The following is a 15872-nucleotide window of genomic DNA, read 5'->3' on the forward strand; positions in this document are numbered from 1 at the left end:
GAAAGAGGTAGAGTTTAAAAGTGATAAGTTGTTAATCCTTGATAATGACGGATTCGATTTTGAGGTAGTCGGCAATCTTTCGGATCGACTCGGCATGGTGACCGATGCCGAGTGCAAAATGGTGGGTTGGCCCTTCCTGAATCCAGCGCTTGAGGAACGTCCGGACGTCGGGTTTGAAAAAGCCCCGGGTATTGGTATTACCCGTTGGTGGAATAGGCCCGGCAATAGATTCGCCTTCGGCAATGACAAATTTCATCTTGCCCTCGTAGGTAGAGCTGATGCTAAGCATGGTGATGGGGCCTTCCTTGATCTTGAATTCGACACCGGCGCCGAAGCCGGGTTTGCCGTGGTATTTTTTCAGACTCCGCAGCACCGGCTGCCCTTCGGCAATGGCAATGTTGTGCGGCCCATCGTGGCCAACGAGCACAAAATCCTCCCTGAAATCGACCGGGTGAAACTCGGCGAAGCTGCCGCCAATACCCAGCCGTTCCATAATGAGCATGGCAATACAGGTTTTCAGATCCGATTCGCCACACATGGGAAAGCCCGCGCCCTGAAGCAGTGAATTACCGACAATCAGGTTCGACATGACAACCCGCGTGTCGCTGCCATCTGGCCCATCGTAGTAATAGGCCAGCCCGTCCAGCTTTTTGGCTTTAATGAACCGTTCGAGCGCTACAGCCGCCTGAGCCGCAATGTGCAGATCAGAGTCCCGCAGTTTCTCCGAGATCGGGTCAGAGACCGGGTCGGGGGTATCAAAAAAAGCCAGGATACGCTCTTTAACGGCATTGATTTCGGCCTCTGTCGCCTGCTGGTACTGCGTAACGATTTCGTGCGCTTCGCACTGAACGATGTGGGCTCCGAAATGAGCCGTCAGCATGGTCGAGTCGGAGTGCATATCGAGCATGGCTTCGATGGGGTGTCCGATATGCCCGATCTTAGCCGTCTTTAAATCGTGCAGTACGGCAGCAATCCGGCAGTACTCCTCAATCTCGGCATCGGCAGCGGGGTCGTCGTACAACGTGCCGATAATCATCTGCGGCACCTTTTTTCCCATTCGAACCGCTACCCCGGCAAACTCCGGCAACGAACAGATATCGTCATTGTATAGCTGAAGATAAGTCGACGCCTGGCTGTAATTCATGGCCTTGTCGGGCTGAAGAGCCACCAACACAATGGGAATGTCGACGCTTTTGATAATGATGCCGAACGTGCTGGACGTAGCATAGGTCAGCATATCGCAGAAAATCAGGTCCAGATTGGCCCCGTTGAGTTTCGGGACAAGCTCATAAGCTTTCGTGACATCGTCAATTAACCCGAAGTCGACGACTTCTACGGCCCCCATCGATTCAACTTTGTCGATAAAAACGGCCTGTTTCTTCAGCAGATCATCCAGCAAACCGTCGAACTGACTCCAGTATTTGAAGTAACCAACGCCAAACACCCCGATTCGGGCGGTCGTTGGTTTTCGTTTGACAAATACGGCCTGAGTGGGCTGGACTACTCCATTTGGTGATAAGTTCTGCATAATTTAGAGTTTATGTATTTGTGCAGTTTAGTTAGTGCACTAAGTTGGATTGACTACTTGTTTCCGTATTGACAGAGTCACTCACAGGAACGCTCATGTCAACGCTGGTTTATTGAGTTTGCACAGACAAAGGGGAGTCAAGAGATTCATTCTCGGCACCAATAACCAGCATTTTTATCTTGGGAATCAGCACAATAAGCAAGAGAAACGCTAGTGGGTAAAGCAACCCTGAAGCAATCCAGAGTGGTGTGTACGAATACCGCTGAATAACCAACCCCATCAAAGGATTAAGCAATAAACTAGAAACAGCACCAGCCGTTCCCGACAGCCCAACGACTGTAGACGTTGCTTTTCGGCCAAACATATCCGAGATAGACGTGATGTAGTTAGTAATCCAGAATCCATGCGCAAACATGAAAACCGACATCAGGCCAACAGCAACTTCCACCGACGACACCCAGGAGATGGCGGGGGTAGCCAGCGTTAATACAGCTGCAATCCCCATGACCGTCTTACGCGCTCTGTTGACCGAATACTGGTGAGCAATCAGCTGTCCCGAAAACCAGCCCCCCAGAATATTGGCGATGCCGAGGGCCAAAAAGGGTATCCAGAACAGTTTTCCAATCGCTTCAAACGACACATTCCGGGCTGAACTCAGGTATTTCGGAATCCAGAACATCATGAAGTAAAAGACCGGATCGAGCAGAAACCGAATCAGAATGAACACCCAAGTCGGGCGTAACCTGAGCAAGGCCAGAAAGGAAACCGTTTTTCCGGCCGAAGAACTCAGCGGTTGCTCAGCAATCAGATTCTCTTTTTTCCAGGGCGTTAGCAGCCAGACAATCACCCAGACGATGCCAATCAGGCCGGGGATTAGGAACCCACCCCGCCAGCCATAATTTGTGGATAACCAGATAGTTAATGGCGGGGCTATGACAGCGCCAATGGCCGAACCACCAATGGCTATCCCGTTCGCCAGGGCGCGTTCTTCCTTATCGAACCACCGGTAAACTGTCCAGGCAGCTCCCGGAAAACAGCCACCTTCGCCCATGCCCAGCAGAAACCGGAACGCCAGCAATTGCGAGAAAGTGGTCATTACCGCGTGCAGGCTATTGGCCACCGACCATACTCCTACCGAGATAGCCAGTCCAGTTTTACCCCCTACCCGATCGATCAGCCAGCCGCCCAGGGTGAACATGATGGCATAACTGATCAGGAAACTGGTATTGATCAGTCCATATTGTACGTCTGTAATGTGAAACTCCTGCTGAATTTTAATGATGGCAATAGACAACACCTGCCGATCCAGAAAGCTTAGGCCTGTAGCCACAAAGAGTAACGAAACGATCAACCAGCGGAGATTTCTTTCCATACAACTTAACGCACTAAGTTAACAACAGCAAAGATATAAGCTTGAACCTAACAAAATCAAATTTTATAGTATTTTTATTCAATTGAATAGAAATAATTCAACACGTACTCCAGATATATTCGACAGGGTACAAAGGCTTTATTAGCCGAATAAGGAGAAACTGCCTTTGCCGTCCTTTTCTTTCACCTAAATACCTCAATCCTAATTGATATGTCTGACGTTAAATTGACCCTCGGCGAGAAAACCTATTTCCCGTTTATAGAAAAACCAATTGCCTACGAAGGCCGTGAATCAGATAATCCGCTAGCCTTCAAGTTCTACGACGCCAACCGGCTCATTCTGGGCAAACCGATGAAGGATTTGTTCCGGTTTGCTACGGCCTACTGGCATACCTTCTGCGGCACCGGAGCAGACCCCTTTGGTCCGGGTGTCAAGCATTTTCCCTGGGATGCCAACCCCGACCCGTTGGCCGCTGCCCATGATAAGATGGATGCCGCTTTTGAGTTTATCACTAAAATCGGCATGGAGTATTACTGCTTCCACGATGTAGATGTGGCCCCCGAAGGCAATTCCAACAGCGAATTCGAGAAGAATTTCCGGGCTATTGTCGACTACGCCAAGCAAAAGCAGGCCGCCAGTGGGGTTAAATTGCTCTGGGGAACGGCCAACTTGTTCTCGCATGAGCGGTACATGAACGGAGCGTCGACCAACCCGGATTTCCATGTGCTCGCCCACGGTGGCTGGCAGGTGAAAAACGCCATCGATGCCACCATCGAACTTGGTGGTGCAGGTTATACCTTCTGGGGAGGTCGGGAAGGGTATATGTCGCTGCTGAACACCAATATGAAACGGGAGCAGGAGCACCTGGGCAAGTTTCTGCAAATAAGCCGCGATTACGCCCGTAAGCAGGGTTTCAAAGGCTCGTTCTACATCGAGCCCAAACCAATGGAGCCCACCAAACACCAGTACGATTTCGATGCCGCTACGGTTGTCGGTTTCCTGAATCGCTTTGGCTTACAAGATGATTTCGAGTTGAATATCGAGACCAACCACGCTACCTTGGCCAACCATACGTTTGCCCACGAATTGCAGATTGCCGCTGATAATAATATGCTTGGCAGCATCGATGCCAACCGGGGCGATTACCAGAATGGCTGGGATACCGACCAGTTTCCGGTGGATGTATACGAACTGACGGAAGCCATGCTGGTCATTCTGGAAGCGGGTGGCCTTAAATCTGGCGGGGTTAACTTCGATGCCAAGACGCGCCGGAACTCAACCGATCTGGACGATATTTTCATCGCCCACATTGGTGGTATGGATACCTTCGCGCGGGCAGCCATCGCGGCCGAAGCTATTTTGGATAAGTCGCAGTACAAGAAGCTTCGGGCCGAACGCTACGCCAGCTACGATTCGGGCGAAGGGGCTCGTTATGAAAAAGGTGAGTTAACGCTGGAAGACCTGCGCCAGTATGCTATGACCAATGGCGAGCCCAAACAACTCAGCGGCAAACAGGAGCTGTATGAAATGATCGTTAATCAGTATATTTAATGGATAGTAACCGGGCGGAACGGATCAGTAAGAATCCGCTCTGCCCGGTTACTATCCGTTTCATCCGCGTTCCTATCCTTCTTATGAAGACACTACTTCTACTTTTAGCCAGCTTTTCAGCCATCGCCCAGACCAGCACTGACGAAGCTGCCGTTCGAACGACCATTAAAATGATGTTCGATGGTATGCGAAAAGGGGACTCAACCCAGATAAAAAATACGTTTATGCCCGGCGCTTCCTTGCAGACCATCGCCAAAAATAAAGAAGGGGATGTTGCCGTTCGAACCGATGATATTGGCAAGTTTGCGGCTTCGGTCGTTAAGTATCCCGCCTTTACGCTGGATGAGCGGCTGTCGGGTATGGAGATAAAAATCGATGCCGAGCTGGCCACCGCCTGGACACCGTACGTTTTCTACCTGAAGGATCAGAAAAGTCACTGCGGTGTCAATGCCTTTACGCTTGTGAAAGTCAGCGGCAACTAGAAAATCCAGGGTATTATCGACACCCGTCGGAAAGACAACTGCCCGGATTTGCCAAAGCCATAAGTCACCAAACAGCTTCCAGCTGTTTTTAAGCAATACGAACAGCTAGAAGCTGTTTGGTACACCTCCCCAGTTTGGCTTGCGTTTTTCCAGAAAAGCGGCCATGCCTTCCTTAGCATCCGGCGTTTGCTGAAGTTGCTGAAACTGGTCGAATAAATAGGCCTGCTGTTCACTCGACGGCAGGTTTTTTAGTTGCTGATAGGCTCGTAATCCGAACTGCATGGCCGTGGGTGAAAGTTGAGTAAGCTCGCCGACCAGACGGGCCAGGGCATTGTCCAGCTCATCAACAGGGATAACCTCCGTCACCAGACCAAGAGTAAGGGCTTCGGCTGATGACAGGGTTTTTGCCCGAAGGCATAGATCGAGTGCTTTGCGGGCGGGCATGATGTCCAGCAGAATAGCCAGTACCTGAAAGGGAAACAACCCCCGTTTCACTTCCGGCAAACTAAACGTTGCCGACTCGACTGCCACCACATACGTACTGGCACCCACGAGCAGAAAACCACCGGCATACACCGGTCCCTGTACACGGGCAACAGTGGGCTTGTGCAAACCCGCCATCAACTCCCCCAGCCGAACCGGCCCCGCAGGTGCGGGAACCGATGCCGCTTCGGTATTGCCCGATGACAAACTTTTCAGGTCCATCCCGGCGCAAAAGGTATCGCCCGCAGCGGCCAGCACAACGAGCCAAATATCGGCGGTATGGTTGGCATAAGCCAGTACAAAGGCCAACTCGGCCAGCATGGGTGGATGGAGGGCATTCTTTTTTTCGGGACGGTTCAGCGTAATCGTCAGCACGTGATTCTCGACCGAAGTGAGCAGGTAACGGAAGCCATCGGCAGGCAGTTGAGTAGTTTGTTCGGGCGTATACAGCATGGACGAAAAGTACAAAAAAATACCGTTTACGAAATGTTCTGGTATAGACATATGGTTAGTTGTCCAGTTGAAGTTATCTCGTTACGTTCTCCTTCTCCTGAATCCGTTATGAAAACCATTACCCTACTCTGCCTGATACTGGTTGGTTCAGCCACCGCACAGGCAAGCCACTTACTAGGTGGTTATATTCAGACTACTCCCATTACAGGCTCACCCCTAACCTACCGAATTTCAGCCCTACTGTATATGGACGAAGTTCGCGGAAAACCGGCTGCCGATCAGGCCGATGTTCTGGAAATCTGTTTAGGTGATGGCAGTACCGTGAAAGCGTTTCGCGCCAGCCGGGTGTTGATTGAGAATAAAACAACGAGTATCAATAGCTATACGCTCATTCATACGTATGCAGGGCCGGGCGTTTATCCCCTAACCCTCGTACTCTCCAACCGGACGATTGTGAAAAACATTACAAATGCCGATGCGCAGTTGTTTACCCTGACTTCGGTCTTATCGACCAACCTGGTCAATCAGACACCCACACCGGGTTACCCCGAAAATGGCTTCCATGTTGGCGTTGGGCGCCGGGCAGTGATTTCACTGGCGGCTACCGATCCCGAAGGCGATAGTCTGGTGTATGGGCTGTCAAAGGCGCAGACCAGTGTTATGCAGGCTTCGTGTACTGCTCAGTCGGTTACCTCCTACCAGTATCCAAACGATGTAACGCGCCGGGGCACCTTCAAACTCAACAGCCGAACGGGCGAACTTATATGGGATGCCCCTACTGAACTGGGGTACTATAGCGTAACCTTAACTATCAATGAGTACCGACGCGGCATTCTGATCAGCCAGACAACGCAGGAAATACCGCTAATTGTTGACGATACTCCCGGTACGCCCGGTACTATTCCACCTTACGAACCAGCAGCCGAAGGGCTATCGCCGACGGGCCTGGTGACGGCGACAACGGAATATGAAGATATAAACGTCCGGCTCGTTACATTTCCAAATCCCGTTGATGATCGTTTGCAGGTGGTCATCCAGACCAGCAACCCAACAACTGCCACACTCCAGCTAACGGACAACAACGGCCGTAAACTTCATGAGTTGACGTTTCATCGAATGACCCGCCAGCATGAGCAGGTTATCAGCATGGGCAGCCTGACGCCGGGCGTTTATGTACTCCGCGCCGAAGTAGACGGACGAATACTGACGCGTAAAGTTGTGAAGCGGTGATTTTCTTGACCGGATTAAAATACAACACCAACCTCCGTGGCTTATACAGGCTCACTGGCCACTGTTAACCTTCACATCCCGAAACATGAACGGGTTATCGCTGATACGTAATGGCTTGCCACTGGCGGTCGTTACGTTTTTCAGGATAACCTCTTTCGTTTTAACATATGGAAATTTTTCCTGATAAGAAGCGTCCGTCTGTTGCGGATTGAAATTGGCGAAAATGGCCGGTCCCTGATATGTTTCCGGATGACGGGAGTCGTCAATTCGGAGGTTCTCAAGGGTGATTCGTTCGGGCATATAGCAGGTGTAACCGAAATCATGTTGACCTGAATAGGAGCCGCTTATCAGCGCAGCACTGATAGGTTTGCCATCGGCTGGAACGAAAACACAGTTACGGATAACCAGTTCTCCCTGCCAGCTACTACCATAGTCGGGCCGCAGGTTGACAACGCTTCGGCCACGAATGGTCGAATTCTCAACCAGCAAAAGGCCGCTGCCAATAGCGTTGATCCCCATGTGCCCAAGCGTCGAGTTACGAATGGTGGCATTGGCAACGCCCTGATGGGCATCAAACCGAGAAAGAGTACACTGATCGTAAAGAAGGTTTTTACAGAAGTTAGACCCCAGAATACCCCAGTACGTATTATCGTTGATGTCGTTGGTCTGACTGCAATTCACGAACGATACATTCAGCGCCCGGTTGACAGATAGATCGTAAGTGCCCATGGTAACCGGCTTATCGGCCGCGCCAATCGTGCTGTAGGTCCGGTGGCCGGTCAGAATGGTATTTTTTACCGTCACATAAGCGCATTCACCGATGTTGATGAAGCCGCCATAGGGTGCACCGTGGTCTTCTTCGCCCTTAATATCATGTTGCAGTCCGTCAACCAGCACATTAGACCGTCTGACGGCAATGTTCCGATTATAATAGGTGTACTTCGATTCGGCTTTATTAGCAATGGTTGTAAAACGCCCTCCTGTGATTGTGAGTGGTTTCTCGTCGATAGGAAGCGCCGTAATGTCGGTAATTTGAGAAAAATCCCAGATGATCGGGGCGTTCATATCGACGTTACCATTTTTATCAACGACGAAAATATCGGTCTGCGGAGAGCCATTATTTTGGTTGAGGCCAAACCGGATGTATTGCTTCACGTTAGCATTGGTAACCGTAATAAGACAGGAAGCAGGCAGAAGCGCTTCGATTTTTTGCTGGTTCCGCTTCAGGGTCTTTATCGTTTCCAGCTTAAACGGTTTAAGGTCTGAACTGACCGTGAACACAGACGCATTGCGATTTTGAACCTCCGTATCGTCAATAAGGAAGGCTGCCGTCCCGAAATCGGTATCCGTACGGATGAAGGCTGTACGCTCCCTGCCGCCAATGTAGTAGGTGGCTTTAGGATCGGCTTTCACCAAAAGGCCATGCAGGTTGGCAAATGCATGAGTGGCCGCAATGGCATCTATATCGTCAGTTTTGCCATTGCCTTTGGCGCCGAAGTCACTATAATGAACCAGTCCGACGGCTTTGTATTTAACGACAGCTTTTGGCGGCACATTAACGTGTAATTTCCCATTTTCAAGGCTGGACACCTGGATTTTGCCCTTCTCGGAGGTGATCACTACCTGTTCGGGCGAGCTTTCAGGCTGCCCTTGTGTTACCAGTGCGGCAATTGATAAAAGGAACGTCAGGAGTGCATACTTCATCATAAGAGTGAGCTTAGTCGGTATTCATGTCAGACAAGCTACTACTTGGGATGATTTACTTAATCAGGAAGAAATTAACTGTTTCCAGGTGCCTTTTACCCAGTTGTATTTAAGCGTGCTGGGCAATGCCCGCCAGAAGTATTTATTTATTTCGACCGCAAACGATGGCTGCATATAGCAGTTTATGGCGCAGCCCTCACAGGCGGGCAAACGACCTTCCAGCGCCACTAATTTCTGTACTTCGTCGGAGCGATAGAGGGCATATAGGTTATCGTCGATGGTAAAGTCTTTCAATCCCAAATGATAACAGGGGAGCACGAGCTTGTTTTCCGGAGAAATAACAATGGTTGTGCTGGCGGCCCGACAGATGGGGTCTTCGATGTGATTCCCCCCATCGCGTCGAAGCTGGATAAACGCATCGTTCAGGTACACATTTTTCTGCTTGCCCCACCAAGACATCTGTTGTAGAGCCTCTTCCGAGAGCCGATCGCCAGTGTCAACGGCATTGTACTCAAATACCGGGTTGAGAATCAGCACGAGGTTGTTAGGCAGACAAATTTCCTGATGCATCTGTTTGATCTGATGCACGTTATGCTCAAAAACCGTAAAAAGAATATCAGGGCGTTCGCCAAGGCTACGGGCCAGCGCGATCGACTCTATTACCTTATCGAAACACTTTACCCCGCGCGAAGTGTCATGCTCTTCAGCAATGGGCGAATCGAGCGAGAAGTGGAGCATATCGACCAGACCGCGCAGCTTTTCGGCTTGCTTTGGGTACAGCAACGCGTTGGTCGTAACGGTTGTAATTAGCCCAAGGGCCTTGGCTTCGCGGAGAAGCTCGGGAAGTTGACGGTGAAGCAGGGGTTCTCCACCCGTAAAGTCGACCACCCGAACGCCTAACCGTTTGAGGTCACGCAGGTTCTGACGGGCGTTTTCGAGGGTAACATAGGGGGAAGGGCGCTCCCATATATCGCAAAAACCACAGCTCGCATTACAGCGATATGTGACATAGTAGTTGCAGAGAACAGGATGGGAGACAAGGCGCATAAAAAAGGAGTTAGGAGCGAGGAGATAGAAGCGAGCATACCAACGTACCTGCTCCTATCTCCTCGCTCCTAACTCCTCAATACTATTATTACAACAACATTGTAAACAGGCTAACCAGTTTATCTTTCAGATCCTTTCGGTCGACGATGAAATCGAGGAAGCCGTGTTCAAGGACAAATTCTGCACTTTGAAAGCCTTTCGGCAAGTCTTTACCGATGGTTTCGCGAATAACACGCGGCCCGGCAAAACCGATTAGCGCTTCGGGTTCGGCAATATTGAAATCGCCAAGCATGGCGTACGAAGCGGTGACACCACCCGTAGTTGGGTCGGTCAGCAGCGAAACATACGGCAATTTGGCTTTGTCGAGCAACGCTAGTTTAGCGGACGTTTTGGCCATTTGCATCAGCGAGAAACCGGCCTCCATCATCCGGGCTCCCCCCGACTTCGACACCATCAGAAATGGCGTCCGGTTTTCGATAGCATGGTCAATCGCACGGGCAATTTTTTCGCCCACGACCGAACCCATCGAACCGCCAATGAAATTAAAGTCCATTACCGCTGCCGTTACAATCAGACCATTCATGGGGCCGTAAGCTGTGCGAACAGCGTCTTTCAACCCTGTTTTGGCAATGGTTGCCTTTACCCGATCCGGATAAGCTTTTGTGTCGACGAATTTAAGCGGGTCCGCCGATTGCATGTTGGCATCGAGTTCGGTAAATTCGTTTTCATCGAACAGGAGGGAAAAATAAGCGTCGGAGCCTATTTTTTCATGGTAATTGCAATGAACACAGGTATACGCGTTGAGTTTGTGTTCCCGCGTATTCATTATCTTTTTGCAGTTCGGACATTGATACCACAACCCGTCGGGAGCTTCCCGTTTCATTTCGGTTGGGGTCTGAATACCCTTATCTTTTCGGACGAACCAAGACATTTTCTGTAAGTAATTATCAGCAAAGGAGCGGTAAAGGTACAAAGAAAAGCAGGATCAAATAGTATAGTTCTGCATTCGCAGGCGATCAATTGGTGAACAGCGTCTAAACGCTACCCGACCGGAGCGGCAAAACCAGACAGTCGGTTTCGGGCAGGTTACCTTTTTTTATACCAATAAAGTTGTTGCTTTGCGCCTATGAAACATGCTTTAACTGCACTTCTTTTAGGTGTTACGATGACGGCCTTTGGTCAGGCGTCTGTAGCGTATTATCCGTTTAATAGCTTGATTACTGTCAGCACAAATGCCGACCGTGCTTTCTGGGCCGACGCCCGTATGCAAACAAATACGTTGTTTGGCTCACTGAGTACCACTATCTGCCCTATGGTCAATGTGGCCCGTAAAGCGCAGGTCAATTACTATACGGGACTTGGTGTTCGCTTCAATGCGCTGAATGGCATTGACGATCGGGATGTTCTGGAGGGGTATTCGCTGCATGTCGGCGTGCGCATCAAGCCGCTTCTATTCATGCCCAACCTGCGCGTAGCCTTTGAATTGGCCCCTTATTCCAGAAAAGACTTTAAAACCGGAAATCTTCAATCATTCCTGGGTTTCGTCTATCAGTTTTCGAAGAAACCATAAAGAAAGGAGTTAGTATGTAGAAGTAAGTAGTTAGGAGGGCTGACGCGGGCCAATACCCGCGCCAGCCCTCCTAACTACTTACTTCTGATTATACGTCATTGCTCCGTGTTCGAGTTTGTTGGCCCGGTCGAAGAGTTTTAACGCTTTCTGATAGGTATCGTCCGTCTGGGCAATGATTCGGAAGAATTCATTGTTTTGCCCCCCCTTATTGTTCTTCTGGAATATAGACCGGGCTACCAGCGCTTTGATCTGCGTACGGATGTAGTTCTTCGAGCGGTTGTATTCCTTCTCGTTGAACTTAATACCCTCTGCCGTAGCGTCTTTCACCAAACGGTTCATCTGCTCATCGTTAATAGCAACGGTCCGATCAAACTCATCGAAAGACATCTTCTCCAGTTTCTTCCGGTTATCGTTGGCATATTCCATCGCAAATTCACGGATGATGTTCTTCCCGTAAAGTTGCACCAGATACGCCGTCTGCCAGGTTGAATCCCGGGGGATGAAGTAATCCGGCGTAATACCGCCACCACCATACACAACCCGTCCGCCGTCGGTTTTAAACTTCAGTTTAGGATCGTTTTTGATGGAATCAGCAATGTAATACTCACCCCGTTTCGAGCGGAGTTCGAGGTCTTTCTCATAGTCACCCTCCTGCCCCGGCACGTACGGTTTCTGAATACTACGGCCGCTGGGTGTGTAATAGCGCGAAATGGTCAACCGCAGTTCGGAGCCATCAGACAGCGTTACCGGCATCTGTACCAGCCCTTTCCCGAACGACCGCCGACCAGCAATCAACGCGCGGTCATGGTCCTGCAACGCACCCGACACAATTTCAGAAGCCGATGCACTTCCTTCGTCGATCAACACAACCAACGCACCTTCTTCAAACTGCCCTGCAATATGGGCCATCGTTTTGCGGTCGTATCGGTTGTCTTTTCCGTCGGTATAGACGAGCAGTTTGTTGCCCGAAATAAATTCGTCGGCAATATTGGTAGCCCGGTCCATGTATCCTCCGGGGTTATTCCGTAGATCCATCATCAGCTGCGACATTCCTTTTGCCTTAAGCGACGCCAGCGCCGTCTTGAACTCATCATACGTTGTTTCCGAGAACCGGTTAATTTTGATGTAACCGGTTTTGGCATCAATCATATAGGCGGCATCGACGGAGTACGTCGGAATACGGCCCCGCGTAACTGTAAACTCCTTGGGTTGCTTGTCGCCTTTTCGCAGGATAGTCAATTTGACATTTGTATCTCGTTTGCCGCGCAGGGCTTTAAACACGGCGCTGTTTTCTATTTTGCCACCAGCCAGGGGTTTATCGTCGACCTTGATGATCTTGTCGCCACTTTGAATACCCGCCGTTTCGGATGGGCCACCGGCTAGGGGCGTCACCACATAAACGGTGTCTTTATAGATATTAAACTCAACGCCAATGCCATCAAATCCACCTTCCAGTTGCGACCGGGCGGCCACGGCATCCTGCGGGTTCATATAGGCCGTATGCGGATCAAGCTTCTCCAGCATTTTGGTAATCGAGTAATCGACCAAATCGTCCGTATTGACGGTATCGACATAGTTGTTCTCGATAAGTTGTAGAATCTCCTTGTATTTGTTGTACCCCCGTCCGATGTTGTTCATGCTCTGGGTGCCACCAAAGAATGTCGCTCCAATTAACATGCCCCCTGCGAGCGCAACACCCAGCAGCATTGGTATACGCACGGTTGCTTTATCATTCTGAATCCGGTTTTTATTATCCTGACTATCAGGCATGCCCGGTGTTTTCATAGCGTTACCATCTCCATCCATTCGTTCGTCGCGTAAATAATGTCATTTATACCCCCATAACGTTTTTAAGGTAGCGAAATGTTTGCCAGAAAAGGCATAAGACGATAAAAAAAACTGACTGGCTGGCATTCATGGTTTACCATTATCATTTACCGGTTCTGCGGCTACTGTTTCTGCTGATTACGGAGCGGTGTTTACAGGAAAGTATGCTTACTTTTACGGAGCAGCCAGTAAATAGCCTGCTACTACGCTTATGTTCGTTCATACTGTTTTTTTCTGGCTTCGCCATCCTGAAAGCCAGGACGACCACCAGGCCTTACGTGCCGGTCTCGAAACCCTGAAATCAATAACCGACATCTCAACGGCTTACGTGGGCACCCCCGCCGAAACCCGTCGTCCGGTTATCGACCACTCCTACGATTTTTCGTTAACGCTGGTCTTTGCGGATAAAGCCGCTCACGATGTCTATCAGGAACATCCTATTCACCTGGCCTTCGTTGCCAACTGCGCTCACCTCTGGGAACGCGTGCAGATTTATGATGCAGTGGGATAGTTAGTATTAGGAGTGAGGAGAGCTGAGCGCACCGCATGGGCGTAGCCGCGGACGGTCGGCGGACCGGCGAAAGCAACACATGCGTCAGCCCTCCTAACTCCGCACACTAACTAACTCCCATTTGAACGTTTACGGACATTCACCATTTTAAACTACCTTTGTCTTAGCGGTTTATTTAAACCGAAACTGCAATAGACCGGGTTGAGCCGCGTTTTTCGTACGTATGCATCACGACACGCCGACCAACATGAATTCAGTATATTCTACATATCGAAGCCATCGGCTACTCATTGGGTTAGCAAGTAGTGTAGGTCTGCTCCTTTGCCTTGCCGATCTACCTGCCGTGGCGCAGCGTAAGCGCGATAAAGCCGATACCGCTCTGGCTAAACCCGGCTCTACCTCGACCACTACCGTTCGGATGGAGGCCGAGACGCAGTTTACGGATGGTATCCGGTATTTGATGACGGATGAACCGTCTAAAGCCATTACCCAGTTTGCCAAGGTGCTGCAAAAGGACCCCAATAACGCAGCCGCTCAATACTCCACAGCCAGCGCGTACCTCAAAAGCGGAAAGGTGACCGAAGCCCTTCCGTTTGCGACTAAAGCGCATGCCCTGGATGTCGACAATAAATTTTATTCCCTACTGCTGGCAGAACTTTATGTCAAGCAGAAGCGGTACGGCGAGGCCGAAGACCTCTACGAAGCCTTGTTGAAAAAAGGACCCGAAAACGCGGAGTATGGCGTTGAACTAGCGGCCATATACCTCTTCAATGAAAAGCCCGACAAAGCGCTTGAAGCGTACAATAAAGTAGAGCGTGAGCTGGGCCTGAATGAAGAAATCACCCGGCAGAAGCAACGCATCTATCTCAAGCAGAACAAAATAGACAAGGCCATTGAAGAAGCTGAAAAATTGGTGGCATCGGAACCCTCCGACCCTGATTACCTGCTCGAAGGTGCCGAACTGCTCATTGCCAACGACCGGGCCGATCAGGCGATCAGCTGGATTGACCGAGCCCTTAAGCTAAGCTCCGATTTACCCCAGGCGCATGTGCTACTGGCCGATATCTACCGCAAAAAAGGGGATATGGATCGGGTTAGTAAAGAACTCAATCAGGTACTGGCTAACCCGAATCTCGAAGCAGGCCTGAAAGCCAGAATCCTGTCGAGCTATATGGGTATGACCGGCTCTAATACCGCAGCGCAGCAGGATGCTCTGGTTATGGCGCAGAACCTGGCCAAAACATCACCCAACGACCCAAAAACACAGGTAATGCTGGCCAATCTGCTTATGCAGCAGGGAAAGAAAACCGAGGCCCGCGATGCGTATGCCAAAGCCGCCCGCCTAGACGGCTCCGTTTATGAGGTTTGGGGAGCGCTGATTCAGCTCGACGGTGAGCTGAATCAGGTCGATAGCCTGCTCGTCCACTCCGAAAAAGCATTGGAAGTGTTTCCAACGCAGGGCCTGTTCTGGTATTCCAACGGGTCGGCCAACCTATACAAGCGCCGGTATCAGCAGGCCGTTGACGCCCTCGAAGAAAGTCAGAAGCTGCTGGCCGCCAGTTCGAACAATGAGCTGAAAAAGGGCATTTATGCCCAGTTAGGTGATGCGTACAACGGCCTTGGCGATCATGCCAAATCGGACGAATCGTACGAAACCGTCCTGAAAGTAGATCCTCTGAATGATCACGTTCTAAACAATTACAGCTATTTTCTGTCTTTACGGAAAGAAAATCTGCCCCGTGCCTTACAGCTTGCCCAGAAACTCGTTGAACGCAACCCAACGAATGCGACTTATCTGGACACCTACGCCTGGGTGCTTTATGTCTCGAAAGATTACGCAAAGGCAAAGCAGTATCTCGAAAAAGCACTGGCCGATCCGGCAAACGTAAGCGGCACTATCATTGAACATTATGGCGATGCGCTTTACCAATTGGGCCAAGCCGACAAGGCACTTGAACAGTGGAAGAAAGCGAAGATGAAAGGTGGTGCCAGCCCCGATATAGATAAGAAAGTAAGCTCTGGCAAAATGTAAACCGGTTTACGATCCATTAAGTCCGGCATTCCCTATCAGGCAATGTATCCTGATGGCCGTAGATGGAAGAACGATAAACCGA

The 15872-nt window shown here is 50.3% G+C and carries 13 protein-coding genes; 6 read left to right on the forward strand and 7 right to left on the reverse strand.

Annotated elements, in window-relative coordinates; genetic code table 11:
• Window positions 1–31: 31 nt before the first annotated feature.
• Both NT073_RS32945 and NT073_RS32950 read right to left on the reverse strand, forming a co-directional pair.
• Window positions 32–1528, reverse strand: coding sequence for an L-fucose/L-arabinose isomerase family protein (locus tag NT073_RS32945; protein ID WP_297382561.1), 1497 nt, complete (start codon window positions 1526–1528; stop codon window positions 32–34).
• A gap of 109 nt (window positions 1529–1637) precedes the next feature.
• Window positions 1638–2900 (reverse strand): MFS transporter, encoded by a 1263-nt coding sequence (locus NT073_RS32950; protein ID WP_297382564.1) that lies wholly within the window; start codon window positions 2898–2900, stop codon window positions 1638–1640.
• Between the two features lie 210 nt (window positions 2901–3110).
• On the opposite strand from NT073_RS32950, the gene xylA reads away from it, so the two are divergent.
• Window positions 3111–4451 carry a xylose isomerase gene (gene xylA / locus NT073_RS32955; RefSeq protein WP_297382566.1) on the forward strand — a complete coding sequence of 447 codons (1341 nt, stop codon included), beginning with the start codon at window positions 3111–3113 and terminating at the stop codon, window positions 4449–4451.
• Between the two features lie 83 nt (window positions 4452–4534).
• Window positions 4535–4933, forward strand: coding sequence for a hypothetical protein (locus tag NT073_RS32960; RefSeq protein ID WP_297382568.1), 399 nt, complete (start codon window positions 4535–4537; stop codon window positions 4931–4933).
• A gap of 105 nt (window positions 4934–5038) precedes the next feature.
• Here the strand turns inward: NT073_RS32960 and NT073_RS32965 are convergent, their stop codons facing one another.
• Complete coding sequence (locus NT073_RS32965; protein WP_297382671.1) at window positions 5039–5869, reverse strand: enoyl-CoA hydratase-related protein; 831 nt, start codon at window positions 5867–5869, stop codon at window positions 5039–5041.
• Between the two features lie 108 nt (window positions 5870–5977).
• On the opposite strand from NT073_RS32965, the gene NT073_RS32970 reads away from it, so the two are divergent.
• Window positions 5978–7099 carry a T9SS type A sorting domain-containing protein gene (locus NT073_RS32970; RefSeq protein WP_297382570.1) on the forward strand — a complete coding sequence of 374 codons (1122 nt, stop codon included), beginning with the start codon at window positions 5978–5980 and terminating at the stop codon, window positions 7097–7099.
• Window positions 7100–7150: 51 nt separating this feature from the next.
• Here the strand turns inward: NT073_RS32970 and NT073_RS32975 are convergent, their stop codons facing one another.
• From NT073_RS32975 to accD, 3 genes are all read right to left on the reverse strand, one after another.
• Complete coding sequence (locus tag NT073_RS32975) at window positions 7151–8803, reverse strand: hypothetical protein (protein WP_297382673.1); 1653 nt, start codon at window positions 8801–8803, stop codon at window positions 7151–7153.
• 63 nt (window positions 8804–8866) lie between these two features.
• Window positions 8867–9850: a radical SAM protein gene (locus NT073_RS32980; RefSeq protein WP_297382572.1), complete on the reverse strand. Its 984-nt coding sequence runs from the start codon at window positions 9848–9850 to the stop codon at window positions 8867–8869.
• Window positions 9851–9938: 88 nt separating this feature from the next.
• A complete protein-coding gene (gene accD, locus NT073_RS32985; RefSeq protein WP_297382574.1) occupies window positions 9939–10781 on the reverse strand; it encodes an acetyl-CoA carboxylase, carboxyltransferase subunit beta in 843 nt (280 codons plus the stop codon).
• Window positions 10782–10976: 195 nt separating this feature from the next.
• Between accD and NT073_RS32990 the strand changes: the two genes are divergently transcribed.
• Window positions 10977–11420 carry a hypothetical protein gene (locus NT073_RS32990; RefSeq protein WP_012928879.1) on the forward strand — a complete coding sequence of 148 codons (444 nt, stop codon included), beginning with the start codon at window positions 10977–10979 and terminating at the stop codon, window positions 11418–11420.
• A 78-nt stretch (window positions 11421–11498) separates the two neighbouring features.
• Here NT073_RS32990 and NT073_RS32995 read toward each other — a convergent pair whose 3' ends face one another.
• Entirely contained in the window at window positions 11499–13205 is a 1707-nt protein-coding gene (locus tag NT073_RS32995) for a S41 family peptidase (RefSeq protein WP_297382577.1), read from the reverse strand.
• Window positions 13206–13458: 253 nt separating this feature from the next.
• On the opposite strand from NT073_RS32995, the gene NT073_RS33000 reads away from it, so the two are divergent.
• Together NT073_RS33000 and NT073_RS33005 are read left to right on the forward strand one after the other, a co-directional pair.
• Complete coding sequence (locus NT073_RS33000) at window positions 13459–13758, forward strand: Dabb family protein (protein ID WP_012928881.1); 300 nt, start codon at window positions 13459–13461, stop codon at window positions 13756–13758.
• A gap of 247 nt (window positions 13759–14005) precedes the next feature.
• Window positions 14006–15790 (forward strand): tetratricopeptide repeat protein, encoded by a 1785-nt coding sequence (locus NT073_RS33005; protein ID WP_297382580.1) that lies wholly within the window; start codon window positions 14006–14008, stop codon window positions 15788–15790.
• Window positions 15791–15872: the final 82 nt, after the last annotated feature.

The organism is Spirosoma sp., assembly GCF_026391055.1.
Lineage (GTDB): Bacteria > Bacteroidota > Bacteroidia > Cytophagales > Spirosomataceae > Spirosoma.